The organism is Desulfoluna sp. (assembly GCF_030145185.1).
Taxonomy (GTDB): domain Bacteria; phylum Desulfobacterota; class Desulfobacteria; order Desulfobacterales; family Desulfolunaceae; genus Desulfoluna.
Genome location: NZ_JAQYWB010000001.1, coordinates 77,732 through 103,941, shown reverse-complemented (window position 1 = coordinate 103,941; position 26,210 = coordinate 77,732). Strand labels below are relative to the sequence as shown.

Below are 26,210 nucleotides of genomic sequence, written 5' to 3'. Positions count from 1 at the left end.
ACATGGCGTTGTTTGCCCCTTTAGCCAGGTTTACCTTTTTTCATAAGGTTTGGCCATGGCAGAGAGTGCGTGGGACGATCTGGTCCGCGTTACGTTGGCGCGTGTTCTTGAGTGGTGTCCGCCAGAGGAAATAGGTTGTCAGCTTGCCTTGACGGCTTGCGATATGGGCGAATACATGGTCCGGAAAGTGGAATCGAGCCAGGGTCTTGAGGGACTGGCTGCCTGTCAGAAAGGGTGCGGTTGGTGTTGCCATGCCCAGGTTCCGGTTTCAAAGCCCGAGTCCGAGTTTCTTATCGCGTGGATGGAAGAGAACCTTCCGGCCGGTGATTTCGCGGAGATCAGGATCCGAATGGATCATAACCTTGCCCTTACGTGTGGATCCTCTCTGGATGAACGCGTTGCGGTTTGGGATCAGACACCCTGTATTTTTCTGCACGAGAATGTCTGCCGGGTATATCCGGCAAGGCCCTTGGTGTGCAGGGCTTGGCATGCGATTGATCGTGAACAGTGTCGTACGGCTTTCGTGGCACGAGAGTCCGGTGCTGAGATTGACAACACGCCATACAGAAATTATGTTCTTGGAGTGGTTCGTGATGAATTGGTAAAGATACGACCCTGGCCTGCTGGGGGCGTTTTGTCGCTTCCTGAGGCAATGAATCTTCTTTTCATTCAACCGCCTTTAAAAGAAAAAGCGGTGTAATCTTACCCCGACATACCCGTATTCGACGAAGCCCTGACGGGCTTGAGATATAATAAAGGTACCGGGCGACTAACCTGGCTCAACCGAGCCTGTGTACCGCCCTTTTTGTATGCCCCATGTGCCGGGATTTTCTCTCGGCACCCACTGCCTTTACGGAGGCTTTTAAAAACGTTCGCGACACGTCCTGGGTTTGATATCTCTTATGCCTTGCGTTGCACTGCGGTGCCGGCATGAGAAGGGAGGATATCAGTGGATTCGGTGACGGTTTGCGACAACCACCACCACGCCCTGCGTGATGAAAGAGAGTGAACGAATATAATGAGTCTTTGTTTTGAAGAGTTTGGATTACGTCAAGAGTTGGTTGAGGCTGTCGCAGCCTTGGGATTTACCGAGCCTACCCCAGTTCAGGAGAAAGCCCTTGCCGCACTTCGCGGTACCACGGGTGACCTCGTGGCCCTGGCTCAGACCGGAACGGGAAAAACGGCCGCTTTTGGTCTTCCTTTGATCAACCGAATTGAAACCGCCCAACGAAGCATTCAGGCCGTGGTTCTTTGTCCCACCCGAGAGCTTTGCATTCAGATTTCTCGAGATTTCGTTTCCTACGGATCTAAAATTTCTGCACTTCAGATTGCTTCAATTTATGGAGGGTCGTCCATTGCCCTTCAAATCCGACAGGTTAAACGGGGCTCGCAGATTATTGTAGCGACTCCGGGCCGTCTTTTGGATCTTATGGGGCGTGGGGTTGTGGATCTTTCCGGTGTCACCAACGTGGTGCTTGATGAGGCGGATGAGATGTTGAACATGGGCTTTAAAGAGGCCATCGACGACATTCTTAAAGATACCCCTGATTCCTCTTCCACATGGCTGTTTTCAGCGACCATGCCCAAGGGTGTGGCGGCCATTGCACGAGGTTTCATGTCCAGCCCGGTGGAAATTACGGTCGGAAAGAAAAACAGCACATCAGCGCGCATTGACCATGAGAATTACGTGGTGCGTCCCGGGTCTCAGCTTGTGGCCCTGAAGCGAATCATTGATGCCTCTCCAGACCTTTATGGGTTGGTGTTCTGCCGCACCCGTCATGAAACCCGGCAGGTGGCTGACTCGCTTCTTGAAGCGGGATATGACGCGGATGCCCTCCATGGCGAGTTGTCTCAGCAACAGCGCGATGTGGTGATGCAACGGTTTAGAAACCGTCGCCTGAAACTATTGGTTGCAACGGATGTCGCCGCACGCGGGATTGACGTGGAAGGCATTTCTCATGTGATTCATTATGGCCTCCCCGATGAGGTCGCTGCCTACACCCACCGCAGTGGCCGAACGGCTCGTGCCGGACGTTCCGGGAAGTCTCTTGTTATCATGAACTGGCGGGACAATCGTAAGCTGGGTCTTGTGGCAGCAAAATGCGGGATTCGTTTTACGGCGTGCAGAGTGCCGGAAGGCAGCGTGATCTGCAAACTGAAGTTGGACAACATGGTTGAAAAACTTAAGGCTGTGGACGTGGATCACGATGCCATTGGGGAGTATCTCCCTTCGGTGTATGAAGCCTTCGAAGCGTTGTCAAAAGAGGAGCTCATCAACCAGATTGTGGCTGAGCGATTCAATAGCGTGGCTGCCTCTTATAAAGGGGCGGAAGACATCAACGATCGCGGTGCACAGCCCCGACGTCAGCCGCGACCCGAACGAGACAGAGGCTCGAAGCCCTTTGCTGATCATCGTACGTCCGGGATGCAGCGTATCACCTTTAATAAGGGCATTAATAACCGAATCAATCAGGGGGCGGTCATTCGTCTTGTGTGCGATCGGGCCGGTATCTCTTCCCGTCAGATCGGGCGTATCGATATCGGAAAAGACGCCTCTTATTTTGAGGTGGATGGTGGCCTGGCCAGGCACGTGTTTCACGCCATGAAAGGGGCGACCCTTGATGGACAACGTCTGTTTGTGGAGATGCAGGGTGGGGGAGACTCATCCATGCGGGATGGACGAAAGGTGAATCGCGGCGGACGACGATTTACAGGACGCAAAGCGTCCTGATTTCGCCCCTTGCGTGATGGCAGGGATCTTAAATGATTATAAAACGGCCGGCGTGTTTTTCACGTCGGCCGTTTTGCGTTTTATGCCAGTTTGTTTTGTGTGGCAGGCGGGTTAGAAGAAGAACCCTCCCCCTCCGCCCAGGCCGACGGAAGGCAAGCTGATGATGGTGGTGACGGCCATGGGGACCGCAAGGATCCCTTGCTGTATGGTGCCGAATTCTCGGACGATGCGGGTGCTGTCGTTGATCGTGATCTGCAGGGCCTGGATATCCCTTCTCAACTCATGCGGAACATGTTTGTTCAGCGCGATGAGGGCTTGAATCTCGCGGTTGTTTTTCTCTTCATCCTGTTTCTGATCTTCCGTTAAGTGGTCCATCACCAGGGTTTGAATTCCGCTTTGGCCGGTGACCCCTTTTAACTCCTGGGGGGTAAGTTTCGTCAGCCCTGCATAACCGGGAGTGGCAAGAAGGATCAGAAGGCTTGTCATCATCAGCCCTTGTGTCATTTTTGTGGCAATGTTTTTCATTTTTTTATTCTCCAGTGTTTATTAACCAGGGCGTTGATCGGTCCGCCGCCCCCTTTTCAGGGGGGGGGGCGGATGTAACCCGCACCGGTAGTGTTCCAGGGTGTTGGGAGAGTTGCCGTCGCAGTGGGTGGTGGCGGCAAGAGGCCCATGGAAACCCGGCAGGCGGGATAGCTTGATCCTTTAATTACCTTGGCATATCAGTGTTATGGGTTGACGACACGCTGTGCTTCATCGATAAAAAATTGGGGCAGGCGACCTGGGATCGCCTCATTCATGAGGTCATGAGCGGTTTGTCCTGAAGCCTGTCCGGCCTGGAGGGTTTGGTCGTATGCCAGGACCCTATCTGTCGATTCCACCGGGAAGTCTGTTGCGCTGTTGCGTCTCAGGATTTCTCGATTCATTTCGGTGTTGGAATCAGCTTGAAGCTCAAGGGATTCGGTTTCCCCGCGTTCTATCAGGGCCAAGCCGGGTTCGCCTGAGATCGTTTCCATGGTGGATTCCGACAGATTCAAGGGGGCGGCAAAGGCAGTGCCGGCTGCAAAAAAAGATCCGGCGGCAATCAGGGTCATGAGGGTTGAGCGGCGCTTTTTCATGGGGCTTCTCCAATGCCTTGTTCAGGCGAATACGTTGTTTTCAGGCCGTTTCTGCAGTTGGAGAAGAGGGGTGTCGTCGTGACCATGATCTTTCATCCGATAGAGGGGGTGGGTGACCTGAGTTGTTGTCTATTTGGTAATTCAAGTTCTGTTCCAACGGCAGTAAAAAAGTTGATCTTTTTATGCCGAGGGGAAAATATCGAGAAGAATCAAGCGAAAAACGTGGACTGAGGGGGATCGGAAAGGTGAGGCGGGTGGGGACAGGACAGACTTGTGGAGTGAACGATGCGAAAGGGGAAAAGACTTTTTCGTTCACTATACCATATGGAATGGCCAGATTCCGTTATTGTGAATTCTGGAAATGTTCCATTAAATGAACGGATGGCAATGGCTTGAGGGGTAAGCCTTCCGGCAGGGGCGGTAAAAGTGAGTGGCCGTGTGAGGCCTCTTCGGAGGGGCTATGAGGGGATGGAACAAAGATTCGATGGTGAAAGGTTCCTTTTGTTATGAAAAAAGGTGGAGGGTAATTTCAGACGGGGAGCCGAGGCGCAGGGGAGGTCCCCAGAAGGCCGTGCCTCGGTTGACGTAAAGCCGGTGCCCCTCCTCTTCGTATAGTCCTGCCACCCAGGGCTGGACCAGGTGAATCATCCAGGTGAAGGGGAAGTACTGGCCGCCGTGGGTGTGGCCGGAGAGCGTGAGGTGGCAGTTTTCAGCCTTTGCTTCAGGAAAGGAGAGGGGTTGGTGAGCCAGAAGAATGCGGTAGGCGTCTTCCGGGGCGCCGGCAAGGGCCTGCTTCGGGCTGGACGCGTGTTCGGGGACGATGCGTCCGGCATGAAAATCTGTGACGCCCGCCAGTACCAGGGGGGTGCCCTTGTAATCAAGGGTTTGGTGACTGTTGAGGAGAACCGTAAACCCCAGGCGTTTGATCTCCTCCAGCCAGGGATAGACCCCGGAGTAGTACTCATGGTTGCCGGTGATAAAATAGTTGCCCATGGGGGCGTGAAGGCCGGCCAGGGGGGCGACGCCATGTCTTAACATGGAGACCGAGCCATCCACCAGGTCGCCGGTAAGGACAACGATGTCCGGGGCAAGCGACGATACCATGGTGACAATGCGTTCCACCATGCCACGGCGGATGGTGTGGCTGACGTGGATGTCGCTGATCTGAACGATGCGAAGGCCCCTGAGTCCGCCGTGGGGGGTGGGGTGGGTGAGGGTGATGACCTGCGGGGGGGTGAGGGCTCCTTTGAGGGCAAAACCGGTCAAAAGGCCCGTGGCTCCGGCAAGACCCCAATTGATTCCGTGGATGAGAAGGCCCCGTCGCGAGGGGTTCACAGGCAGGTCCATGGCGGCATGGCCCTTTGATGTCCCCTTGGACAGAAGGGCGGCAAAGCCGAGCAGAAGATCGCGGCCTATCACGCCACAGATAAGGATGGAGTAGAGCCCCATGAGGAGATAGCCTGCCCAGGCCATGGCATCAAGTAACGGCCCTTTCTGCCCCAGTGTCTGTAGATAAAAAAGAAGGGGGGAGAAGAAGAGGGCAAAAAGAAGGCTGGCCCAGAGGACAATCCGAAGGGGCAGAGGCAGGGCCAGTTGATTGATGAACCGAACGCCTCCGAACCAAAGGAAGACGGTTATGGAGACAAAGAGAAAGAGAATAAAGAGGCTCATGATGCGTATCTTTTGATGGGATGTCATGGTGGCTTTGTCATGCATTGAGGCTGTACCGGTTGCAATGATTCTAAATCAACAGGGGGCGAAGGCACAACCTCAAAAGTGACGATGCTGGACAGGGTTTCTTGATGACATCAGGGTGGGGTCTCGTGAGAACAAAAAAAGCGAGCCCGCCGTGGGCTCGCTTTTTTTATGTTAGAGAATCTGGTCCAGAAAGGTCCGGGTGCGGTCATTTTTCGGGTTTTTGAAAAATTCTATCGGGGTGCCCTCTTCGATGACGCATCCGTCGTCCATGAAGATGACGCGGTCGGCCACTTCCCGGGCAAAACCCATCTCATGGGTGACCACCACCATGGTCATCCCCTCCTTGGCCAGCGCCTTCATGACATCCAGAACTTCACCCACCATTTCAGGATCCAGGGCGCTGGTGGGTTCATCAAAAAGAATGACTTTCGGGTCCATGGCCAGGGAGCGTGCAATGGCCACACGCTGCTGCTGTCCTCCCGATAACTGGTTGGGATAGACATTGGATTTGTCTTCAATCCCGACCTTTTTAAGCAGCATCATCCCTTTGTCTTCCGCTTCGGCTTTGGATCTTTTTCTCACGCTCATCTGCGCCATGGTGAGGTTCTCCAAGACGGTTTTGTGAGGGAAGAGGTTGAAGGATTGAAAGACCATACCCGCCTCGGCTCGAATGGTGTTGATGTCGGCCTTTGGGTCGAGCACATCGTCTCCGTCGATTTGGATAGAACCGCTGTCGGCGTATTCCAGGCGGTTCAGGCAGCGAAGAAAGGTACTCTTTCCAGAGCCAGAGGGACCGATAATGACCACCACTTCGCCAGGTGCCACTTCAAGGGAGGCATCTTTGAGGGCGTGAATCTTGTGGGGAGCGTAAAAAAATTTGTTAACCTGTTTTGCATGTATCATGATTACACCGCTCTCGTTTCAAGTCTTTGGACAAGCAGGGAGAAACCGAAGGTGAGGACCAGGTAAAGGGCCGCACAGACGATCCAGAGCTCAAAGGGTTGCAGGGATGAGGTGACGACCTCACGGGTTATTTTGGTCAGCTCTCGTATGGAGATAACCCCCAACAGGGAGGAATCCTTGATGAGACTGATGAACTGCCCGGCCAGGGCCGGAAGAATTCGGTTGATGGCCTGGGGCATGATGACCTTGCGCATGGCCTCGAAGTAACTCATGCCAAGGGAACGGGCCGCTTCCATCTGGCCCACGTGGACGGATTGAACCCCTGCACGGACGATTTCTGCCGTATACGCACCGGTAAAGATGGCCAGGGAAAGGATCCCGAACCAGAGAGTGGGGACCTTTGCGACCCCTAAGTCCATGAGGAGTCGGTTCACCAGGGTGCCAATGACAAAATACCAGATCATCAGTTGGACCAGCAAGGGAGATCCGCGAATCAGTTCGATATAGGTAATGGCCGCCCACTTGAAGGCCGGATTGTCCGAGATACGCATGAGGCCGGTGACGATCCCGATAAAAAGGGCCAGAATAATCGCGAGAAAACTGACTTTTAAGGTGATCCAGAGGCCGTAAATGAGAAGACCGGTCTGCCATTTTTTTTGAGAACCGATGGGGTCGCCATAATAAATATAGTCCCCTTCAGCCGCCAGGAGGCTCTCGGTGGGAAGCGTGTAAATCTCGGTTTCGCCTTCCCCTTTAACCGTAACAAGGGTGGTCTCCCCCTGGGTGTCAATGTGGTCGATAAAGCCGTCAATTTCGCTTAAAGTCTCCACATCTTCCTGGTAAAAAAAATAATCCGGCACCTGGTACCATCGCCAGACATAATCCACCGACTTTGTGGCCACGTAAAGGCCTGTCATGCCGAGAATGAGGGTGACAAAAAAAATGCCTGTCCAGATGGTTGTGTACGCCTTGCTTCGGGGTGCATCCAGACCCGGGTAAAGTGACATGTCCTGCTCCTTTGCCCGCTGCCGGCGTTCTGCTTGGTTGCTTACGGGGCGGCGGGGTGGATCACATCTGAACAAATCGGGTTTCTTTGATTTGTTAGATTAATAAAGGGAATTCTTTGCTTCTTAGTGACGGCAGTAAAAAAGTTTCAATATCAGCGTAATGGACTTTAATCGCAATCAATAAATCACCCCGGCAGCAGGGCTCCCGGGGTGAAAATAGATTCAGCGTGTCACAGTCCCTTTAGATATTATTAAACCACTTGGTGCTCTTGATCCACTTGTCGTAGATGCGGTCGTAGGTACCGTCGGCCTTGATCTGGCGGAGGAAGTTGTTCAAAAAGTTCAGGAAGTCTGGATCTCCTTTGCGGATACCCATCCCAAGGGGCTCATAGGTAAAGGGCTTGTCCAGGAGGATCGCTTTGCCTTCCCCGTGCTGTGCCATGAAAACGACACCGAAGGGGAGATCGTAGACAAAGGCGTCGGCCTGGCCGTTGATCACGTCCATGGCGCCGTCGGCTTCTTTGTCGAAGGACTTGTATTTGGCTTTGGGGATCAACCGTTTGGTGGCCATCTCACCGGTGGTACCGATGCGTGAGGCGACAGTGTATTTGGGGTCGTTCAGATCTTTGTAGGAGTGGACTTTATCCTTGAGGCGTTTGTTGAGAATAATGGCCTGACCCACAACGATGTAGGGGTCGGGGAAGTTGATCTGGGTGTTTCGGCTCTGGGTGATGGTGATGCCGCTCAAAATAATATCAAACTTATCCGTCAGCAATGCGGGGATGATCCCGTCAAAGTCCGTGTTGACGATGGTGAGTTTGACGTCCAGGGATTTGGCCAGTGCCTTGGCAATGTCCACATCAAAACCCACTACTTTCCCTTTTTTGTTCGTCATTTCAAAGGGCTGATACCCTGGATCAAGGCCAATACGGAGCTCTTTTCGTTCCAGGATTTTGTTTAAGGTGGACTTTTTGGCAAGTTCAATGTCGTCAGCGAAACCCTGGGCGGCAAAGGCCAGAAGGCACAGGGATGCAATGAGCATCTGTTTCAGCTTCATCGGTGATTAATCCTCCAGTTCATTATTTCCGTTAACACATATTCATTACGGTGTGGCTTTTTTAAAGGCACGGCCTTTATCAATACTTGCCTTCCGTAAGGACCTCTTTGATGATCATTTTTTTTCGACACACGGGACAATCCGGCATTTTTTCGTCGGGAATATAGATAATCTGGCTGCGCTTGCACTTTGGGCAGTGCACCTCCACAGCTTCCCTTTTGTATCTGTTTTTAATGACGTTCATGGGTCCTCCACGTCGAAAAGTCAGGTGATTTTAGAAACGCAGTGAAAGGCAGGTTAATCCACCGTCCATTTTACGGGTTTCGCTGGTCTCAAGTTCGACAATGGGCAATTCCAGGGCCTCCAGCTTGGCCCGAGTTTTGGGATACCCCTGGGGCATGATCAGCGTGTTGTTGATCAAGAGCGTGTTGCCGGCATACTCTTCCTCGGGGTCTAAGACGATGAGGGTGTAATCTTGGAGCTCGCTGCGATCCTTAAAGGTCTCGGTGACGAGCAAGGTGTTTTTGCCCACGTAGTTGACACTGGATTTGAAATGGAGCCCGGCGGCAACGGGGACGGGAATCCATGTGTACCCATATTTTTTTACAATGGCGCCGAGCTGGGCGGCCCCCTCTTCGTTGGTTCGGTCGGAGACACCGATGAAAAAATGTCGGTTCACCATGAGAATGTCACCCCCGTCCACGGTTCCGGGAGCGGTGATTTTTTCGATGGGGCGATGGGCGGCGAGGGCTTTTTCAATGGTGACCTCTTCGCCTTTGCGGGCCTCTGCGCCGGGATTGGTAATCACGGCAGCTTCGGGGAAGACCACGGCGGTGTCCTCCACAAAATGCGCGTCCGGGTAGGCTTCTTCCGCTTCCAGAATCTCCACCACCAGCCCAAGGTCCTTCAGGGCCTCGGTGTAAGCGGTATGCTGCGCTGTCATAACGTCATAGTTCGCGGCACCCAAGGATTGCGTGGTGATGCCTTGGGTGAAATTTTTACAGGGTTTTCTAACGATAGCTTTTTCAAACATAGTGAAACGACTAACTCCTTGCAACGATAACGTAAAAATATCCCTTGCGCAGCAGAAAAAACGGCAATCATGAAAACATGATGCCGTCGGCAGGCAACCAACGGGTGAAGAGGGCCCGGATCGTCATGCCGGCTACCCGTGGGTACGGACGCATAAGTAAACAACTTACCTCTCCGTTTTTAGTCGTCCCGTGGAGTCCTGTCAACCCTATTCCATGGGCTTCAGCGCTCAGTATTCACAAAACGTTCACGTGACCGGATTCTTTGCGGCAGAGCCCTGTGAACAGGAGGCCTTCTCCAGAATCAGAAGCCGTGGAAAATCGTATATCCCGGAGATACCATTCGTGGCCGGGAATCTTCTTTCTTTTGGCTGGCATCTACGTTAGAAAAAGTCGACACGTCTGATTCTCCTGTTTTTTGGGTGGTGACACTTTTACACCGTCCATTCATCATGAGCCCTGAACCAAAATCTTTCTCTGGAAAAAATGATCATGCCCGTTGAAACCTTTCTTCATGCCCTGACGTCTTACTTTGTCATTATCGATCCCCTGGGAGCGGCCATTATTTTTTTTGCTCTCACCAATGGAAAGGGGCAGAGTTATCGCAGGAACATGGCGGTGAAGTCGGTTGCTGTATCCACCTGCATTATTCTCGCTTTTGGTTTTTTCGGGGAGGCCATTCTCTCTCGGCTCGGTATCAGCATTGAGGCGCTTCGTGTGGCGGGCGGGTTTCTGCTTTTTTATACAGCCTTTCACATGATCACAGGTGCTGAATCCCAACCGGGCGGCGGGGCGGTCCAGGGGCTGACGGACATCAGCGTCTATCCCATGTCCATCCCCCTTTTATCCGGTCCCGGCTGCCTGACCCTGACCATCCTGCTATTCTCCGGGGCCTCAGGTACCCTTGAGGTGGTTTCGGTGATGGGCGCTGTGGTCATCATCAACACGGTCACCTTCATCGCCTTTCTTTATGCCGGCGCCATCATGAAGTGCTTAGGCGGTACCGGTGACGATATCATCAAGCGCCTTTTCGGCGTGATCCTCGCTGCTCTGGCTATTCAGTTCATCGCCGATGGCATTCGACAACTCGCCGGGATGCAATAAGAGGCGTCCCTCCGGTGGGCTATGTTGATTTATAAAAGGTCTGGAGGTGGGGTCTCATGGCTGTCTTTTCTGCGGTGAAAAGGGGGCGCCAGTCGATGGTGTAAATGATCTCTTGACCGTCGTGATAGGCGGGGGTGAAGTGAGCCGCATGGAAGGTCTCTTTCAGAAAAGGGTCGCATTCGATCCAGAGGGTTCGCTTGATATTAAGGTTGAACTCACTAAAAATATGGCGTCCCAGGCTTTCAGCGCAGATGCGTCGTCGGGGGCCTTCGGAGATATCTTCGGCCATGACCACATGTCGTTTCATGGGCATTGCCCCAGGGGTTGCAGGGGCCAGGTCGACAATACGCAGTCGGCATGTGATGAGCCACAGCGTATTGGGGGGCGTATTCCTTGAACATTCTTTGCAACCGCCTGCAGGCCCTTTCCAGTGATAGATATCATCGTAGATGACCAACGTTGGCACTCCTTTGTCATAATGCGTGCAACCCGGGCGATGCCGTGGCAGCGACCGGTTATGGAGGGGTGGATAAAAACCCGTTGGCCATTGTAATGGATGCAAGGGTGGCCGTAAACTCAATTAATTCAGGGCAGGATATTTTGCCGTTGAAGTGGCCGAGGTGGGGGCCTGTGAAGAGCACGATATCGGCGGTTCCCCGGGGCATCTTTTGGGCCTCTTCCTGAGTGTACTCCCGATCGATCAGAAATTGCCGAAAGGCCTTCTCTCCCATCTCCTGCTGGTCCCTTGTTCTTAAGACTTCTTCCATATGGGTATCTTGTCCCATCTCTTCGACCATGCGCACGGCAAGATTTGTTCGTCCCGCTTCATGGGGGAAGTCTTTTCCGTTGCCGGTGTATCCCCTGTAGTAGTTATTCATGATGGCCGTCAGCATGGCATTTAACTTTGCGATATCAAAGAGGTGACGGTGATCGTCTTTTGAGGCAGGAGAGGGGCCTCCAAGGCTGCGGAAATGGCTCCCTGCCACGAGAAGCAGGCTTAGAATTTGATTGCCCATGGTGCGGTAAAATTCGTGGGTGCTCATCTCGGGGGCCGTTTTTATGTGTTCAAAGTCTCGCAGGCCGGAGAGTCCGAAATTGGGGTATCGGCAGGAGGCGAGCCAGCGGTCGAGACGCCCCCCTTTTTGCCAGAGGTAGACCCCGTCATCTTCTCGCCTGTCTGTTTGGACCCGGTTGTGGAAAAGGGGGACAGGCGCGGTGTGAAGAATGCCGTGTGCCGCCAAGTGGCCGAAGAGATAGGCGGCGTTGCCAATGACATGGACCGCCTGATCGGTGTTTATGGGCGCAAGGGGTTCGTTGGGGTAGGTGAAGTAAGCGGCTGTGGTGAGAAAAGCGATGCCTGTCTCGGATGCCGCTCCTTCGGGGAGCCCTGTCATGCGCAGCAGGGGGTGAGCCACGGGCGTGGGGATGTGTCTTTCCCGGGCGAGGCGGTTGCCGAGAATTTTCATCCAGTGCCACTCGGAGGCGAGGCCTTTCGGGTCCTCTCCGGGCCGGGCGCATTTGATCACCAGAATTTTTTCCTGATGTGCGTAAAGAAGGCTGCGTCCAGCGAAGGTGGGGAGTGTCTGGGGCGGGAACTCGACGAGGTTTAGAAGCTCGGCACAGCTGCACGGGACGGTGGTCTTGGCCGGAAGGGGCGGTGGTGGGGCCGTTTGTGGCGCAAGAAGACCCGTGGCATGGCAGAGGGCCAGATGACGATTTCCGGTGGCGTGGGCGACCAGGGAGCTTAGCCCCTGAAGGGCTGTGCGGGAAATGGGGTGATGCGGTCCAAGCTGTTTGGCTGTGCTGGTGAGGATTTGGGCGAAGCGACTGTAAAAGAAAAAAGAGGTCCGCTGGGTCTCAAATTGAGGGTCTGCCAGGGTGGCGAGAAGCAGTTGGACCCCTTGTCTTGTAAGGCTTTCAGGCGTTTCTTCGCAGGCATTCTCCAGGGCTCCGGCAGCCAGAAAGAGGGCGTTGTAGCCCTTTGATACGGAAAAAAGCCGTTCGATATCTTCGGCGCAGGCGGTCATGGGCTCCTGACAGCAAGGGGCCATGCAGTGCATGGCCCCTTGGATGTGCATAGGGATGAAGAGACGGTTTCGGTCAGTCTCCGATGTTTTGCTCGCTGATGGCTCCCGGCTGTGGCGCCAGGGAAGGGGGCGGCACAGGAACGGTGGTGCTGTCCCGGTCCTCGGCGATTTTGTCGATGCGCATGCCAAGAGTGGCACGGACTTCGTCAATGCGGACCTGCATCAGGATACGCTCCTTCTTCATGCGCTTGTCAATCTCCGATAGAGAGGGCATGGATCGGGACAGAGAACTCACCTCTTTTTTGGCCGTGGCGAGATCTCTCTTGAGCCTGTTCAGGGCCTCTGCATCGGCGGTGCTTTTTGTCTCCAGAGCCCGGGTGCGGTCGATGGCATCCGCGGTATCGGCTTGGATCAGGACCAGGGCCTTGTTGTTCTTGTTCTGTTGGCTCTGAAACTTTCCGAGGTGGGCTTCGGTCTGTTTTTTCGTGAGTCGCGTCGCGACAATGAAGTTGATGTCCTTCTGGGCCTTGCCGACCTTTTTCTCCAGGGTATTTAAACGCGTCTTGATCTCCCCGAACTCCTGGGTCAGGAGTTTTTCCATCCGGGCATTTTTCACCTGAAGGGAGGAGACCATGCGTTCCATCTCTTTGGAGGCAGTTCGAACCTCTTCTGAACCGGTGTTTTTGAAGGTCGCGACCCGTCGGTTCATGTCAATATAGCCGAAGATCATCACGATGCCGATGAGGCAGGGCATGATAACGGCAATGAGCGTCACCTTAAGGTTGAGGTTATCCAACCTTGAGCGGGACTGTTCGCCCAAGGCTTCCGGTTCATTTTTATCGTCGGCTCCGAATACAAAGCGACCGTCGTCTTTCCTGTCCATACCGGTCTACTCCCACTCGATGGTTCCCGGAGGTTTGGAGGTGATGTCGTACACCATGCGGTTGACTCCGTTGACTTCGTTAATCACGCGGTTGGAGATGCGAGCGAGGAGATCATGGGGGAGACGCGCCCAGTCTGCGGTCATGGCGTCTTTGCTGGTAACGGCGCGCATGGCGATGGTGTAGGCGTAGGTGCGCTGGTCACCCATGACGCCCACGCTTTTGATGGGGAGCAACACCGCAAAGGACTGCCATACTTTTTTGTAGAAACCGGCTTTTTTGATCTCTTCCACGATAATAGAGTCGGCTTCCCGCAGAATGTCGAGGCGGCTTTTGGTGATTTCGCCCAGAACACGAATGCCGAGGCCGGGGCCGGGGAAGGGCTGACGCCAGACGAGGTCATCGGGAATGCCCATCTCTTCACCCAGAGCGCGGACTTCGTCCTTAAAGAGGTACTTGAGGGGCTCAACGAGCTTTAACTTCATGTTTTCAGGAAGACCGCCCACGTTGTGGTGGGATTTGATGACTTCCGAAGCGCCTCCGAAAACAGACTGGGACTCGATGACGTCCGGATAGAGGGTTCCCTGTCCAAGGAAGTCCGCACCGTCCACCTTGGTGGCTTCGTCTTCAAAGACGTCGATGAAAATGTTGCCGATAAGTTTACGCTTTTTCTCGGGATCAGAGACCCCCTCAAGGGCAGAGAGAAATCGGTCAGAGGCATCGATGAATTTGATGTTGAGATCGAGTTTCTCGGTGAGCGATTCTTCCAGTTTTTCCCGCTCGTTCATTCGCATCAGGCCGTTGTCTACGAAGATGCAGGTGAGATTGCGACCGATGGCCTTGTGGATCAGTACGGCCGCTACGGTGGAGTCCACGCCGCCACTTAATCCCAGAATCACCTTTTTATCACCGACAATGGCTTTTATCTCTTCAATGGAGGAGTGGACAAAGCTTTTCATGGTCCAATTCTTCTCGCACCCGCAGATGTCAAACAGGAAGTTTGAAATCATCTCGCGCCCTTTGAGGGAGTGTTCCACCTCGGGGTGAAACTGCAGGCCGTAGAACTTTTTGCTGGTGTCAGCGGCTGCGGCAAAAGGGGTGTTGTCGGTGGAGGCGGTGGGCGTGAACCCTTCGGGCAGTGACGAGATGGAATCGCCGTGGCTCATCCAGCACTGGGTGGGGGAATCTACCCCTTCGAAGATCTGGCAGGGTGTGTTGATCTGGAGCTCTGCAAAGCCGTACTCTCGTTTGTCGGAACGTTTGACTTCACCGCCCAGGGTGTTGACCATGAACTGCATTCCGTAGCAGATCCCGAGGACGGGGATGCCCAGATCAAAGATGCCGCTGTCGACCTTGGGACTGTTTTCATCATAAATACTGCAGGGACCGCCGGAAAGAATGATGCCCTCGGGCTTCAACTCCCGGATGTAGTCCAGAGTGGCCACGCTGGGGGCGTCAACCTGGCAGTACACGTTGAACTCTCGAACGCGGCGAGCGATCAGCTGGTTGAATTGTGAGCCGAAATCGATGATTAATATCATGATATTCCTTCTGTGGTTGATAGCGGTGCGGATAAAGGGCTACGCCGCCTTTGGGGTGGATCTCAAAACTCGGGTGCGGCCACATGTCTCGTGGTGGCATCGGGCTTGGTATGGTTTTAGATCGGACAGGGGATGAACCGTTGAGGAAACCTTCCGTTCAACGCGTCCCCTCACAACATATTGCGGTGGTGTCGTGGGGGGGACTCATCATTTGGTATATCCGAATCATCTTGACAGTATTTGACGAAATCATTTTTAATCACTTTAATCCGTGCATTTACCATATCGGGCAAAAAATGGAAACGGATAAACGTCTTTGCGGGGTTGAGGGTGCCGTCGTTGCCAAGGCCGCCATCTTGTGATAAAAAATTAAGAAATATACTGCGTTTCAAATTTGGGGCGTTGAGTGGCATCATTCATGATAAAAATTAGGTCCCGTTCTATTTAATTGGGCCATGAAAAAACAGACAAGGACAGGCAGACGATGATTGAATGTGGTGAACTGCGGAAAGGCATTAAAATCGAGATTGACGGTGACCCTTATGTAATTGTTCAGTTTTCTTTTGTAAAGCCTGGCAAGGGGCAGGCCCTTTACAAGTGCAAGCTGAAGAACATGATTAACGGGACACAGTTTGATAGAACCTACCGCTCCGGCGAGAAATTTATCAAAGCCAGCCTGGAAGAACGTGAAATGGAGTATCTCTATTTTGATGGGGATGCTTACAGCTTTATGGACACCCAAAATTACGAGCAGGAGTTTCTCACCGCAGGTCAGGTTTCAGAGGTTATCCCGCTCCTGAAAGAGAACACCAAATGCTTGGTGTTGATGTACGATGGGCGAGCCATCGGTGTAACCCTTCCCAACTTTGTGGAGCTTTTGATCACCCGGTGTGATCCCTGGGTTAAAGGCGACACCGCCACCAACAATTACAAGCCCGCCACCGTCGAAACCGGATATGAAATTCAGGTGCCCCCCTTTGTCAACGAGGGAGAAACCATCCGCATTGATACCCGCACGGGTGAATATTCGGAGCGTGTAAAAAAATAAGGCTTTGGCGGTCGATCCCACCCGGAAGCGTTTGCTGACGCGATCACCGGGGTGGACGGTGCCATTAAATAAAAGAGGGGCTCATCCGATAAGCGGATGAGCCCCTTTTTGTTTGATGTCATGAATGTGACGCGAGGCCGTGACGGGGTGGCCTTAAAAAGAAGCCGGTCAGTCGTCCTCACTTTTTTCTACTGGCTCTTTGAAGTTGCATCCATCGGTGAGGCATTTCAGGAAGGTGCCATCTCTCTTGGTGGTTTTTTCCACCACAAAGGATGCGCCGCAGAGATCGCAGGCACGTGGGACGGGCTTTTCCCAGATAGCAAAGCTGCAGTCTGGATATTGGTTGCACCCGTAAAAAACTTTGCCCCGTTTGGAGCGTTTCTCCACGATGATGCCTTTACACCCTTTCTCCGGGCAGGAGACGCCCGTCTCTGCCCCGGTTCCACCGTTTGCCTCGTTGTTGATCCCCATGGTGTGTTTGCACTCCGGGTAGCCGCTGCAGGCAAGGAACTCACCGTAACGGCCCTGCTTGAGGAGCATGGGTTTGCCACATTTTTCGCAGACCTTTCCCTCAGCCAGCTCAAATGAGGGCTCAATGGGGTGAATTGAGCCCTTGTCGTCACGTTCGTAGTTACGGGAGTAGTCACACTCTGGATACCCGTTGCAAGCGATAAACGTGCCGTTTTTGCCGATTTTGACATGGAGTTTTTCTTTGGAACATTGGGGACAGGTGAGCCCTGTCTCGATACCCACGCCCTTGATGCTGATCATATTGGCGGTCGCCGCTTCCAATTCTTTGTCAAAGGAGGCGTAAAACTCGCTGAGCAGGGTGAGGTAGTTGATCTCCGAGGCTTCCACTTTGTCCAAATTGTTTTCAAAGCTGGCCGTGAACTCCACGTTGAAGACGTCGGGGAAGTTGGCCACCAGGAGGTCATTGACGATGAAGCCAAGTTCGCTGGGTCGGAAGTAGCGGTTTAACAGTTCCACATATCCTTTGTTTCGGATGGTGGAGAGAATGGTGGCATAGGTGCTGGGGCGTCCGATGCCGTTCTCCTCCAGCTCTTTGACCAGGGACGCCTCTGAAAAGCGAGGCGGGGGTGAGGTGAAGTGCTGCTTCGGGTCGAGGACGAGGAGAGAAAGGGCCTCTCCTTCCGAAAGCTCCGGCAGTTGCTGCTGTTTTTTGTCGTCCTCTTTTTTTGTTTCATCATAGGTGTACAGGGCCGTGAAACCGGGGAATCTGACCGTGGAGCCCGAGACGGAGAGGGTGTATCGACCCGAGGCGATGGCCACGCTGACCTGATCAATCAGTGCCTGCTGCATTTGCGAGGCGATGAAACGTTTCCAGATCAGGGTGTAGAGAAGTCGCTGGTCCTCGTCAAGGTAGGGGGCTAACTTTTCAGGGGTGTTGAAGACGCTGGTGGGACGAACGGCTTCATGGGCATCCTGGGCTTTGTTCTTGTTTGTGAAGAAACGGGGGGCCTCAATGGCGTAAGTGTCCCCGAATTTTTTGCGGATGAACTCTCCGGCTTCAACGGCCGCTTCATTGGCAATACGCGTGGAGTCGGTGCGCATATAGGTAATTAGACCCACGGGTTCACCCGGTCCCAGGTCGACCCCTTCATAGAGTTGCTGGGCCACGCTCATGGTTTTGCGTGCGGAAAAGCGCAGGCGGTTGATCGCCTCCTGCTGAAGTTTACTGGTGGTGAAGGGGGGCAAGGGGTTGCGTTTTTTGGTGCGGCGCGTGATTTTCTCGACCTTGTACGGGGCCTCTCTCAGCTCATCTACCATGGCGTGGGCGGCTTCGCCGTTTTTGATTTCAGCCTTTTTGCCGTCCACTTTGGTCACTTTGGCAATAAAGGCAGTATCGGCCTCCCCTTTCAGCTCCGCTGCGATGCTCCAGTACTCTTCGGGCTCAAATTTTTGGATGGCGTGTTCACGCTCGCAGATAATACGGACCGCTACAGATTGCACACGACCGGCGCTCAGGCCGCCCTGCACTTTTTTCCAGAGGAGAGGAGACACCTGGTATCCCACCAGTCGATCCAGAATACGCCGTGCCTGCTGGGCATCGTATCGGTTGTAGTTGAGCTCGGTGGGGTTGTTCAGAGCCTCTTCGATGCCTCGTTGGGTGAGCTCGTGGAAGAGAATCCTTTTAAAGGTACGGTCTTTGCCTTTGAGGATGTCCGCAGTGTGGAAGGCGATGGCCTCTCCTTCGCGGTCGGGGTCAGGCGCAAGGTAAATCTCGGTGGTGTTTGCGGCCGCCGCCTTCAGATCTTTGATGATCTTGGCTTTGCCCTTGATTTGAAGATACTTGGGTTTGAACCCTTTTTCAATGTCTATGCCCATCTCTCTGGGGGGCAAGTCTTTGATGTGACCTGAGGTGGCCGCCACATTGTAGTCTTTTCCAATATATTTTTTGAGGGTCCGCACCTTGGTGGGGGACTCCACAATAACAAGGGGTTTGCTCACAATTTCTCCTCTTTCAACGAAAAGAGTTTTCCGGGGGATCGTACCACCATGCCTTTTAATTCAAGATTCAGCAAGACAGCGGAGAGACGACCCGCCCCCATGGGAACGGTTGGTAAAATATCGTCAATATGTGACGGATACAAGTCAAGGACCTTTAATACAGAGATCTCCTCATGATCAAGAGGAATTTTTGATGCTTCGGGTGAAACGGTGCGTTTGCTATGGTGAAAAGGGCTTAAATCGCAAGGGTTTGGCAGTGATTTTGCCGGGCTGTAGATATGGGCGGTGAATTCTTCCATGATATCTGTGGCCGTCGCCACCAGTTTGGCCCCCTCCCGAATGAGACGATGGGTACCGGCACTTTGGGAGGCTTCAATATGGCCGGGTACGGCAAAGACTTCTCGATTCTGATCAGCGGCACAGCGTGCCGTGATCAGGGATCCGCTTTTGAGAGAGGCTTCCACGACAACGGTTCCGAGGCTGAGGCCGCTGATGATGCGGTTTCTCATAGGAAAATGGTGGGCCTCCGGGGGGGTGTCGTAATAAAACTCGGAGATCAGGGCGCCGGTACGAGCGATGGCGGCGGCCAGGCCTCTGTTTTCCGGAGGATAGACGGTGCCAAGCCCACATCCCAGAACAGCGACGGTGTGCCCCTGGCCCGTTAGGGCGCCCTTGTGAGCTGCGGTATCGATACCGCGTGCCAGGCCGCTGATGATGGTCAATCCGGAATGGGCCAGCTCGGTTGCCAGTCTGGCAGCGTTTTTGAGTCCATAGGAGGTTGCTTTTCGTGAGCCGACAATGGCGACCGTTGCCGAGCCCGGGTCCATCGTGCCAATGACCTGGAGAAGGGGAGGCGGGTCGTGAATCTCGGCCAAAAGGCGTGGGTAGTCCGTATGGGTCAAGGGCAGGATCGTAACGCCTGCCCGGCAGGCCCGGTCAAGGTGTCGTCGGGCCTGGTCAGAGGCCGCGTGGGTGCAGATAACACCGGCAAGGCGTCGGGAGATCCCGTCCACTCGGGACAGGCTCTCCATGTCAGCCTCAAAGACCTTTTGGGGCGTATGAAATGCTTTAATCAGTCGTTTAAATAAAAGGTTCCCGACGCCGGGTATTTCTTTGAGGGCGAACCAGGGCAGAAGATCCATCGGTTCAGGTCCGAATTGAGCTGTCTTAATTATCGTCCAGGGAGTTGAGTACTTTCTCCGCCTTGGCACCCGAGGTGGTGAACGGATGCTCCATGACCACCCGTTTCAGATACGTACGGGCGGATTCCTTATCATTCAGGGAAAGGAATGAATAACCTGTTTTAAGCAGGGCATCAGGGGCTTTGCTGCCTTTGGGGTATTTATTCAGGAGTGTTCGGAAGGCACTGATTGCGTCCGAATAATTTTTTTCAGTATAGTGGATTTCTCCCGACCAGTAAATGGCATTATCGGCCAAATTGTCATTGGGCCATTTTTCCGCGACCTCACGAAAGAGGACGAGGGCTTTTGCATAGTTTTTCTTTTTCATGGCGGCAAAGGCCTGGGTATACGTCTGGTGGGCAAGCGTGGGTTTTCCTGATTTTTTTTTCTTAACGACGAGGGGCTTTTTGACTTGTGCTGGCGTCTTTTTTAGCGGCTCCTCGGCGATTCGCTGTGCTTTCGTCGTCGGGGCGGGGGGCATGGTTGGGGCGGACGGCGACGCGGTTGTCTGTCGTTCCAGATCCGAAATGGCACGCTCGTGACTGTCCACCATAAATTGCATCACGGAGAGTCGATGATGCATTTCATTTATTTTCCGACGGGTCTCTTCCAATTCGCGAGAGAGCGTGGCGGTGCCCGGACCCCGTCTTTGTTGAACCGTCTTGCACGCGGGTGTGAAGAGAAGAATCATCATGAGAGCTATTGCTGCTGTTGCTCGGGGGATTCTATTTCTTCTCTTGGCCGTTGCCTTCGTCATGGTGGTCAAACTCCTGTCGGAATAAATGGGGGGTGGTGAATAGAGGCTGTCATAAAGCGCTTTTGGTCGCGACCCCTTTCATCGATTTTGGACGGCGATGCCTGAGGGAAAACGGCGCTTGAAAAAGTTAACAGAACGGCTTGGGGAATGTAAAGCAAAAAGAAAAGGGGGAGAGAGGTGGAGAACAGAAGAGATGCCCGTCGACCGGAAAGGTCCAGCCGACGGGCAACGGGCAATTCAACGTGATGCTTATTCTTCGGTTTTTTGCCATGCCAGAAGAACGGGGCTGGCAACGTAAATGGAGGAATAGGTTCCTGTGACGACGCCGATAATCATGGCAAAGGCAAAGTCATGGATGACCCCGCCCCCCAGTACAAAGAGTGCCACCACCACCACGAGGGTGGTCAGGGAGGTCAGGATGGTACGGCTCAGGGTTTCGTTGACACTTCGGTTGATGATAAAGTCCAACGATTTCTTGGGATGCCTTTTGTGGTTCTCTCGGATTCGATCAAAGACGATGATGGTGTCGTTGAGGGAGTAGCCGATAATGGTCAGGAGCGCCGCGATGATAGGCAGGGTAAACTCAATATTGAGTAGAGAGAAAATCCCCACCGTGATGGTGATATCGTGGACGAGGGCGATAATCGCTCCCATGGCGAATTTGAGCTCCAGATACCAGCAGAAAAAAATGCTGATTAGCAGCGCGAAGACGATGAGAAAGGGCATGCCTGTACTGAAAAAGGCGATGGATTGAAGCTGGGTCATCCCGTAAACAGCACCGCCCAGAATAGCGGCCAGAAGTCCGGAGATACCCCATTTCAGTTCAAAGCGCCCTGAGATGTAGATGATAATGAACAGCAGGGCGTAGAACATGGCTAAAAGAGCCTTCTGCCGTAGATCCTGACTTACCTGGGGCCCTACCATGTCAAGGCTCAGGTCTTTGACGTTGACTCCGGTGCTGTCTGTCAGGGCACGTTTGACCTTCGGGGCAAAGTTGCTGTCTGACATGAACGCCTGTTTGGTGCGAATCTGAAATTCGTTGTCGTTTTTGCTTCCGAATTGCTGGACTGAGGCGCCGTCAAGGCCGGCGGGCTTCAGCCCTTTTTTTACGGATGCAATGTCAACGGTCCCTTCAAATTTCACCTGTACCGAACTGCCGCCTGAGAAGTCAACGCCGTAGCGAGGCCCCTTGTGGATAGCCAGGGAAAGAATGCTGATAGCGATCAGGGTCAGAGAGATGCAAAACGCGATCTTCTTGACGCCGGTGAAGTTAATCTTGGTCTCTTTGATAAACTGCATATGAAATTGTCCTCACTAAGGGCTAAATGCTCAGGGTTTTCACGTTCGCCTTACGCAAGATGGTATCAAACAGCAGTCTTGACACCATAAGGGCCGTAAAGAGGCTGGAGAGGATACCGATGCCGAGGGTTACGGCAAAGCCTTTCACGGGGCCGGAGCCGAATTGGAATAGAACCATGGCTGCAATAAGCGTGGTGACGTTGGCGTCCAGGATGGTGATGGTCGCTTTGTCAAAACCCGCCTCTACGGCGGCCATCGGACTTTGTCCGAGGTTGAGCTCTTCGCGTATTCTTTCAAAGATGAGCACGTTGGCATCCACCGCCATCCCGATGGTCAGGATGATGCCGGCGATCCCCGGCAGGGTCAAGGTGGCCTGGAAGGCGGCGAGACCGGCGGCAATGAGCAGCACGTTGAGAGTCAGGGCTAAATCAGCAATGAGGCCTGAACCATTGTAATAGATCACCATGAAGAAAATGACGGCCAGGCCGCCGATGATCATGGACCAGACACCCTTGCGGATGGAGTCGGCCCCCAGTGTGGGACCTACGGTACGTTCTTCCAGGATCTTAACGGGAGCAGGCAGGGCGCCGGCGCGTAAGGCGATGGCCAGGACTCTGGCTTCCTCCATGGCAAAGCCACCGGTGATCTGGGCGTGTCCACCGGAGATCTGATCGCGGATGACCGGAGCCGAGTAGACGGTGTCATCCAGGACAATAGCGAGGCGCCGGTTAACGTTGGCTCCGGTGACCTTGCTGAAGATATGGCCGCCTTTGCGATCGAATTCAATGGAGACGTAGGGCTCATTGGCCATGTTGTCAAAAAGAACCCGTGCATCGGTCAGGGAGTCGCCGGTAAGAAGCACGCGCTTTTTAATCAGCATGGGCGTGGTGGACTCCGCGCCGGTGGCGGGGTCTTTGCGTACCAGGTTCAGCAGTTCACTTCCAGCCGGAGCGTGGGATGCAAGGGCCGCGCGGACGTCGCCGTCTTCATCCACGAGGCGAAACTGAAGGGTCGCCGTTTTGCCGATAAGGTCTTTGGCGCTTTTGGTATCTGTAATCCCGGGAAGCTGAATGAGAATACGATTCTCTCCCTGCTTGCGGATGTCGGGTTCACTGACACCGAATTCGTCAATTCGGTTGCGGATGGTTTCAAGGGCCTGGTCCGCAGCAAACTTTTTAACACGCTCTGCCTCGGCGGTTTTCATCACGAGGGTGACCACAGTTATTCCTGCAGATTCAACGGAGGAGGCCACGTCCAGGTCGGAGAAGTCGTCGGCTATAATGCCTTTAAACGTCGGGAGATCATCCGGTGAGAGGAGTTTGACATTGAGCTTTGAGCTCTGGTCTATCGGCGCAACGCCCCTGTTTTTTATCGTGTTTTTGCGCAGGGCCTGGCGAATGTCAGATATTTTCAAGGCCATGGCATTTTCAACGGCTTTTTCGGTCTGGACTTCCAGGACCAGGTGCATGCCTCCCTGCAGGTCCAGTCCCAAATTGATCTTTTTGTGGGGCCACATCTCGGGCTCATTTGTGCCTTTAAGATACATGCTAGCCGTGGGAAGAATAAACACGACAGCCATGATGATAACCACAAGAACCGCTATCAGTCTCCAGGATAGATTCTTCAATGGTGCTTCCTCTCAGCCCGGTGGGTGTTGGTGAGTGCGTGGGAACATGCTCAAGGCCAGAATAGGGTCTTGAAGCGGTTAGTGACGCAGAACTCACTGTTCCCCGGGTGCTCACTCTGGTAAAAGCTGTTCGTACGAAAGAAGAATATAAAAGCACACAAGACGCACGTGGCACCTTATGTGCTTTTTATTCGCTATGGGGAAAAATCAGATCCACGCCGAAGACTGGATTAGATTTTGACGGTGATGTTGGCTCTGATCACCTTGATGTTCACCTTTTCGGCAATTTCAAGGGTAACCGTGGCATCATCTACTTTGACGATGACGCCATGGATCCCACCGGAGGTGACCACTTTGTCGCCCTTTTTTATGGCGCTGATCATCGCCTGGTGCGCCTTCGCTTTTTTTTGCTGGGGACGGATCAGGAGAAAATAAAAAATGACAAACATCAAAATGAGAGGAACAAAGGCGGTGAAACCACCCTGCTGGCCTGCTGCGCCACCTTGGGTTCCCATGGCGTATGCGGTGCTGATCAACATGATACTCCTTTTATATGGATCAAAGGGGTTGGGTATGAGGGCTTTTTTGTAAAGCCCCTGCATGCCTGTGCGTTGCACAGGCAGTGCACGTGATTACATGTGTCTGTTTTTCTTTGTATCCATCCCTTTCGTGACAAGGAAAGGGATGGGTGTTTTATTCGTCTGAATGTACTGCCTGATTCATTGTTTGCCCAGAGTGACGCAAACTGCTCAACAGATACAGTAAAAGAGCCTTGGGTGTCAACATAAATGGGCCTTCTAACCTCGCTTCCGCAAGGCCTTACTCACAGACAATTCGGCTCTCTCCGTGGACCAGTGAGGAGTCACCCTCAATGGTGATGGAAATGCTGCGCTTGATCTCAATGTCGAGTATTTCTGCACGTTTTTTATTGAGCAGGTAGACCGCCACATCAAGGGGGACGTGGCCATTGGCTGTTGTAATACCGTCTTTCAGGGTTTCAAGGCTGAGTTTTCGCAAAAAGGCAAGGGCGACGTTTTCTGTGGAGAGAATCATCCCTTTGCCCTTGCAGTGGCGACAGGGCACCATGCTTCCAAATTCAATGGAAGGCCGAATCCTCTGGCGGGACATCTCCAGAAGTCCGAAACGTGAGATGCGGCCGACTTTGGTGCGCGCTTTATCGGATTTCAAGTTATCTTTGAGGGTTGTCTCTACGGCGCTTCTGTTTTTCGGCTCCTTCATATCGATGAAGTCGATGACGATAAGGCCGCCCAGGTCGCGCAGTCGAAGCTGGCGGGCAGCCTCTTCGGCGGCTTCCAGGTTGGTCATGAGCGCGGTTTGCTCAATGTTCTTTTTCTGGGTGCCTTTGCCGGAGTTGACGTCAATGGCCACGAGGGCTTCGGTCTGATCAATGACGATAGATCCGCCGGAGTTCAGGGTGACGCGGCTTTCAAAGATGGAGGAGATCTGGTTTTCCAGCTGATGCTTGGTGAAGATGGGCTTGTCGCCGGTGTAGAGTTTGGTCAGCTTCACGTGCTTGGGCGCGATGAGACGGATAAACTCCTTGATCTCCTGAAACGCGTCCGGGTTGTCCACCAGAATTTCAGAGACGTCGTCGGTGAGGTAATCCCGGATGGCTCGGACCGCCAGATTTTTCTCTTTAAAAAGGAGGGCAGGGCCCGGGGTGTTTACGGCCTGCTTGTTCAGGTCTTTCCACACCTTGGTGAGGTAGGTAACGTCCTTGGAGATCATGGTTTTGTTGCAGTTTTCTCCGGCGGTGCGGACAATCAGGCCGTAGCCGTCGGCCAGTTTTAATTTCGCGATGATATCTTTGAGACGGGTGCGCTCTTTTTCGTCTTCAATCTGACGAGAAACCCCTCGGTTGCTGCTGCCGGGCATGAGAACCGCATGGCGGCCCGGCATGGAGATAAAGGTGGTGAGCATGGCCCCTTTGTTCATGATGGGGTTCTTGGAGACCTGTACAATGAGTTCCTGGCCACGTTTGATAAGGCGTGTGAGGTTTTTTTCGTGCTCTCCGGTTTGCTGGAAATAGGAGTTGTGAATTTCCTGTTTTTGGAGAAATCCGTTTTTTTCACTTCCGAAATCAACGAAAACGGCCTGAAGGCTGGGTTCAACACGTGTAACGACCGCTTTGTAGATGTTACCCTGGATGCTCTCGCGGGAGGTGGTCTCCAGGTGAAATTCTTCAAGGCGTGAATTGGTGACTTTGGCGATCCGGCATTCTTCCGGATCCACCGAGTTAATGAGAATTTTACTTGTCATAGTGGTGTGTTGTCCTTGGCGAACGTGTGGGTGGATCGTAAGATGGAGCGATACCCGGCAGGGCTCTGCGATGGGAATATGGGTTGCGCAGCAAATATGCCAAGCATAGGGGGCCCTTGAAGCAGCTGACAGCCTCCATCCTGTGTTTCCTCCATTGCGTCTGGTGGTGGAACGGGCGGGGATGGGTCTGTCGCGGGTAGCAACATCATGCCGGAGCTGCAACACCGATGACTTGGGTGGGTTCCATGGTCGGAAAAAACCGAAAACGAAACGGTGGGCAGTTGATTCTCCGGTGGATGTATCTGATCCGGTTGTTGTGATTTGTATGATGGCCAGCGCAGCAGTCCCCGATCCCCCCTGCTTTGTCGCGGGTAGTATGGGAGCGTTGTCGCTTAACGAACCCATGGGCCGGGTATTTACTCAAGACGGTGGCATCATGATTTTGTGAAAA

24 protein-coding genes are annotated in these 26,210 nt (G+C 53.5%); 5 read left to right on the top strand and 19 right to left on the bottom strand.

Annotated features, from left to right (window positions below; translation table 11 throughout):
* Nucleotides 1-55 precede the first annotated feature (55 nt).
* Together Q1Q75_RS22545 and Q1Q75_RS00390 are read left to right on the top strand one after the other, a co-directional pair.
* Nucleotides 56-700, top strand: coding sequence for a YkgJ family cysteine cluster protein (locus Q1Q75_RS22545; RefSeq protein ID WP_366945121.1), 645 nt, complete (start codon nucleotides 56-58; stop codon nucleotides 698-700).
* Between the two features lie 318 nt (nucleotides 701-1,018).
* Nucleotides 1,019-2,731: a DEAD/DEAH box helicase gene (locus tag Q1Q75_RS00390; RefSeq protein ID WP_300666873.1), complete on the top strand. Its 1,713-nt coding sequence runs from the start codon at nucleotides 1,019-1,021 to the stop codon at nucleotides 2,729-2,731.
* Nucleotides 2,732-2,842: 111 nt separating this feature from the next.
* Here Q1Q75_RS00390 and Q1Q75_RS00385 read toward each other — a convergent pair whose 3' ends face one another.
* The 8 genes from Q1Q75_RS00385 to Q1Q75_RS00350 form a co-directional block, all read right to left on the bottom strand.
* Nucleotides 2,843-3,256, bottom strand: coding sequence for a hypothetical protein (locus Q1Q75_RS00385; RefSeq protein ID WP_300666870.1), 414 nt, complete (start codon nucleotides 3,254-3,256; stop codon nucleotides 2,843-2,845).
* A 203-nt stretch (nucleotides 3,257-3,459) separates the two neighbouring features.
* Entirely contained in the window at nucleotides 3,460-3,849 is a 390-nt protein-coding gene (locus Q1Q75_RS00380; RefSeq protein ID WP_300666868.1) for a hypothetical protein, read from the bottom strand.
* Nucleotides 3,850-4,353: 504 nt separating this feature from the next.
* Nucleotides 4,354-5,547, bottom strand: a complete 1,194-nt coding sequence (locus tag Q1Q75_RS00375; RefSeq protein WP_300666865.1) for a metallophosphoesterase — start codon at nucleotides 5,545-5,547, stop codon at nucleotides 4,354-4,356.
* Between the two features lie 171 nt (nucleotides 5,548-5,718).
* Nucleotides 5,719-6,450 carry an amino acid ABC transporter ATP-binding protein gene (locus Q1Q75_RS00370; protein WP_300666862.1) on the bottom strand — a complete coding sequence of 244 codons (732 nt, stop codon included), beginning with the start codon at nucleotides 6,448-6,450 and terminating at the stop codon, nucleotides 5,719-5,721.
* 2 nt (nucleotides 6,451-6,452) lie between these two features.
* Nucleotides 6,453-7,457, bottom strand: a complete 1,005-nt coding sequence (locus tag Q1Q75_RS00365) for an ABC transporter permease subunit (RefSeq protein ID WP_300666859.1) — start codon at nucleotides 7,455-7,457, stop codon at nucleotides 6,453-6,455.
* A 241-nt stretch (nucleotides 7,458-7,698) separates the two neighbouring features.
* Entirely contained in the window at nucleotides 7,699-8,514 is an 816-nt protein-coding gene (locus tag Q1Q75_RS00360) for a transporter substrate-binding domain-containing protein (protein WP_300666857.1), read from the bottom strand.
* A gap of 79 nt (nucleotides 8,515-8,593) precedes the next feature.
* The gene (locus Q1Q75_RS00355) at nucleotides 8,594-8,758 is read right to left on the bottom strand and encodes a hypothetical protein (RefSeq protein ID WP_300666854.1); all 165 of its coding nucleotides are present in this window, start codon (nucleotides 8,756-8,758) and stop codon (nucleotides 8,594-8,596) included.
* Nucleotides 8,759-8,788: 30 nt separating this feature from the next.
* Complete coding sequence (locus Q1Q75_RS00350; RefSeq protein WP_300666851.1) at nucleotides 8,789-9,547, bottom strand: N(G),N(G)-dimethylarginine dimethylaminohydrolase; 759 nt, start codon at nucleotides 9,545-9,547, stop codon at nucleotides 8,789-8,791.
* A 490-nt stretch (nucleotides 9,548-10,037) separates the two neighbouring features.
* On the opposite strand from Q1Q75_RS00350, the gene Q1Q75_RS00345 reads away from it, so the two are divergent.
* On the top strand, nucleotides 10,038-10,649 hold the full coding sequence (locus Q1Q75_RS00345) for a MarC family protein (RefSeq protein ID WP_300666848.1): 612 nt from the start codon (nucleotides 10,038-10,040) through the stop codon (nucleotides 10,647-10,649).
* Between the two features lie 19 nt (nucleotides 10,650-10,668).
* On the opposite strand, the gene Q1Q75_RS00340 is transcribed toward Q1Q75_RS00345, so the two are convergent.
* The 4 genes from Q1Q75_RS00340 to guaA all read right to left on the bottom strand — a co-directional run bounded on the left by Q1Q75_RS00340 (nucleotide 10,669) and on the right by guaA (nucleotide 15,098).
* A complete protein-coding gene (locus Q1Q75_RS00340; protein WP_300666845.1) occupies nucleotides 10,669-10,956 on the bottom strand; it encodes a hypothetical protein in 288 nt (95 codons plus the stop codon).
* Between the two features lie 208 nt (nucleotides 10,957-11,164).
* On the bottom strand, nucleotides 11,165-12,700 hold the full coding sequence (locus Q1Q75_RS00335; RefSeq protein WP_300666843.1) for a SidJ-related pseudokinase: 1,536 nt from the start codon (nucleotides 12,698-12,700) through the stop codon (nucleotides 11,165-11,167).
* Nucleotides 12,701-12,749: 49 nt separating this feature from the next.
* Entirely contained in the window at nucleotides 12,750-13,559 is an 810-nt protein-coding gene (locus Q1Q75_RS00330; protein ID WP_300666840.1) for a hypothetical protein, read from the bottom strand.
* 6 nt (nucleotides 13,560-13,565) lie between these two features.
* Nucleotides 13,566-15,098 carry a glutamine-hydrolyzing GMP synthase gene (guaA, locus tag Q1Q75_RS00325; RefSeq protein WP_300666838.1) on the bottom strand — a complete coding sequence of 511 codons (1,533 nt, stop codon included), beginning with the start codon at nucleotides 15,096-15,098 and terminating at the stop codon, nucleotides 13,566-13,568.
* 83 nt (nucleotides 15,099-15,181) lie between these two features.
* On the opposite strand from guaA, the gene Q1Q75_RS00320 reads away from it, so the two are divergent.
* Both Q1Q75_RS00320 and efp read left to right on the top strand, forming a co-directional pair.
* On the top strand, nucleotides 15,182-15,460 hold the full coding sequence (locus Q1Q75_RS00320) for a hypothetical protein (protein WP_300666836.1): 279 nt from the start codon (nucleotides 15,182-15,184) through the stop codon (nucleotides 15,458-15,460).
* Nucleotides 15,461-15,582: 122 nt separating this feature from the next.
* Nucleotides 15,583-16,146, top strand: a complete 564-nt coding sequence (gene efp, locus Q1Q75_RS00315; RefSeq protein ID WP_300666834.1) for an elongation factor P — start codon at nucleotides 15,583-15,585, stop codon at nucleotides 16,144-16,146.
* A 168-nt stretch (nucleotides 16,147-16,314) separates the two neighbouring features.
* Here the strand turns inward: efp and topA are convergent, their stop codons facing one another.
* From topA to Q1Q75_RS00280, 7 genes are all read right to left on the bottom strand, one after another.
* The gene (gene topA, locus Q1Q75_RS00310) at nucleotides 16,315-18,615 is read right to left on the bottom strand and encodes a type I DNA topoisomerase (protein ID WP_300666831.1); all 2,301 of its coding nucleotides are present in this window, start codon (nucleotides 18,613-18,615) and stop codon (nucleotides 16,315-16,317) included.
* Nucleotides 18,612-19,757, bottom strand: a complete 1,146-nt coding sequence (gene dprA / locus Q1Q75_RS00305) for a DNA-processing protein DprA (RefSeq protein WP_300666828.1) — start codon at nucleotides 19,755-19,757, stop codon at nucleotides 18,612-18,614. The genes topA and dprA overlap by 4 nt, the downstream gene beginning before the upstream one ends.
* A 25-nt stretch (nucleotides 19,758-19,782) precedes the next feature.
* A complete protein-coding gene (gene ybgF, locus Q1Q75_RS00300; RefSeq protein ID WP_300666826.1) occupies nucleotides 19,783-20,553 on the bottom strand; it encodes a tol-pal system protein YbgF in 771 nt (256 codons plus the stop codon).
* 249 nt (nucleotides 20,554-20,802) lie between these two features.
* Nucleotides 20,803-21,852, bottom strand: coding sequence for a protein translocase subunit SecF (gene secF, locus Q1Q75_RS00295; RefSeq protein WP_300666823.1), 1,050 nt, complete (start codon nucleotides 21,850-21,852; stop codon nucleotides 20,803-20,805).
* A 22-nt stretch (nucleotides 21,853-21,874) separates the two neighbouring features.
* A complete protein-coding gene (gene secD, locus Q1Q75_RS00290; protein WP_300666820.1) occupies nucleotides 21,875-23,479 on the bottom strand; it encodes a protein translocase subunit SecD in 1,605 nt (534 codons plus the stop codon).
* Between the two features lie 230 nt (nucleotides 23,480-23,709).
* On the bottom strand, nucleotides 23,710-24,018 hold the full coding sequence (gene yajC, locus Q1Q75_RS00285; RefSeq protein ID WP_300666817.1) for a preprotein translocase subunit YajC: 309 nt from the start codon (nucleotides 24,016-24,018) through the stop codon (nucleotides 23,710-23,712).
* 280 nt (nucleotides 24,019-24,298) lie between these two features.
* Nucleotides 24,299-25,759, bottom strand: coding sequence for an Rne/Rng family ribonuclease (locus tag Q1Q75_RS00280; RefSeq protein ID WP_300666815.1), 1,461 nt, complete (start codon nucleotides 25,757-25,759; stop codon nucleotides 24,299-24,301).
* Nucleotides 25,760-26,210: the final 451 nt, after the last annotated feature.

Excerpts from the sequence above, each read along its gene's own strand:
- Q1Q75_RS22545 (WP_366945121.1), top strand. The coding sequence starts at position 56 with ATGGCAGAGAGTGCGTGGGACGATCTGGTCCGCGTTACGTTGGCGCGT.
- Q1Q75_RS00390 (WP_300666873.1), top strand. The coding sequence starts at position 1,019 with ATGAGTCTTTGTTTTGAAGAGTTTGGATTACGTCAAGAGTTGGTTGAG.
- Q1Q75_RS00385 (WP_300666870.1), bottom strand. The coding sequence starts at position 3,256 with ATGAAAAACATTGCCACAAAAATGACACAAGGGCTGATGATGACAAGC.
- Q1Q75_RS00380 (WP_300666868.1), bottom strand. The coding sequence starts at position 3,849 with ATGAAAAAGCGCCGCTCAACCCTCATGACCCTGATTGCCGCCGGATCT.
- Q1Q75_RS00375 (WP_300666865.1), bottom strand. The coding sequence starts at position 5,547 with ATGACATCCCATCAAAAGATACGCATCATGAGCCTCTTTATTCTCTTT.
- Q1Q75_RS00370 (WP_300666862.1), bottom strand. The coding sequence starts at position 6,450 with ATGATACATGCAAAACAGGTTAACAAATTTTTTTACGCTCCCCACAAG.
- Q1Q75_RS00365 (WP_300666859.1), bottom strand. The coding sequence starts at position 7,457 with ATGTCACTTTACCCGGGTCTGGATGCACCCCGAAGCAAGGCGTACACA.
- Q1Q75_RS00360 (WP_300666857.1), bottom strand. The coding sequence starts at position 8,514 with ATGAAGCTGAAACAGATGCTCATTGCATCCCTGTGCCTTCTGGCCTTT.
- Q1Q75_RS00355 (WP_300666854.1), bottom strand. The coding sequence starts at position 8,758 with ATGAACGTCATTAAAAACAGATACAAAAGGGAAGCTGTGGAGGTGCAC.
- Q1Q75_RS00350 (WP_300666851.1), bottom strand. The coding sequence starts at position 9,547 with ATGTTTGAAAAAGCTATCGTTAGAAAACCCTGTAAAAATTTCACCCAA.
- Q1Q75_RS00345 (WP_300666848.1), top strand. The coding sequence starts at position 10,038 with ATGCCCGTTGAAACCTTTCTTCATGCCCTGACGTCTTACTTTGTCATT.
- Q1Q75_RS00340 (WP_300666845.1), bottom strand. The coding sequence starts at position 10,956 with ATGAAACGACATGTGGTCATGGCCGAAGATATCTCCGAAGGCCCCCGA.
- Q1Q75_RS00335 (WP_300666843.1), bottom strand. The coding sequence starts at position 12,700 with ATGGCCCCTTGCTGTCAGGAGCCCATGACCGCCTGCGCCGAAGATATC.
- Q1Q75_RS00330 (WP_300666840.1), bottom strand. The coding sequence starts at position 13,559 with ATGGACAGGAAAGACGACGGTCGCTTTGTATTCGGAGCCGACGATAAA.
- guaA (WP_300666838.1), bottom strand. The coding sequence starts at position 15,098 with ATGATATTAATCATCGATTTCGGCTCACAATTCAACCAGCTGATCGCT.
- Q1Q75_RS00320 (WP_300666836.1), top strand. The coding sequence starts at position 15,182 with ATGTCTCGTGGTGGCATCGGGCTTGGTATGGTTTTAGATCGGACAGGG.
- efp (WP_300666834.1), top strand. The coding sequence starts at position 15,583 with ATGATTGAATGTGGTGAACTGCGGAAAGGCATTAAAATCGAGATTGAC.
- dprA (WP_300666828.1), bottom strand. The coding sequence starts at position 19,757 with ATGGATCTTCTGCCCTGGTTCGCCCTCAAAGAAATACCCGGCGTCGGG.
- ybgF (WP_300666826.1), bottom strand. The coding sequence starts at position 20,553 with ATGACGAAGGCAACGGCCAAGAGAAGAAATAGAATCCCCCGAGCAACA.
- secF (WP_300666823.1), bottom strand. The coding sequence starts at position 21,852 with ATGCAGTTTATCAAAGAGACCAAGATTAACTTCACCGGCGTCAAGAAG.
- yajC (WP_300666817.1), bottom strand. The coding sequence starts at position 24,018 with ATGTTGATCAGCACCGCATACGCCATGGGAACCCAAGGTGGCGCAGCA.
- Q1Q75_RS00280 (WP_300666815.1), bottom strand. The coding sequence starts at position 25,759 with ATGACAAGTAAAATTCTCATTAACTCGGTGGATCCGGAAGAATGCCGG.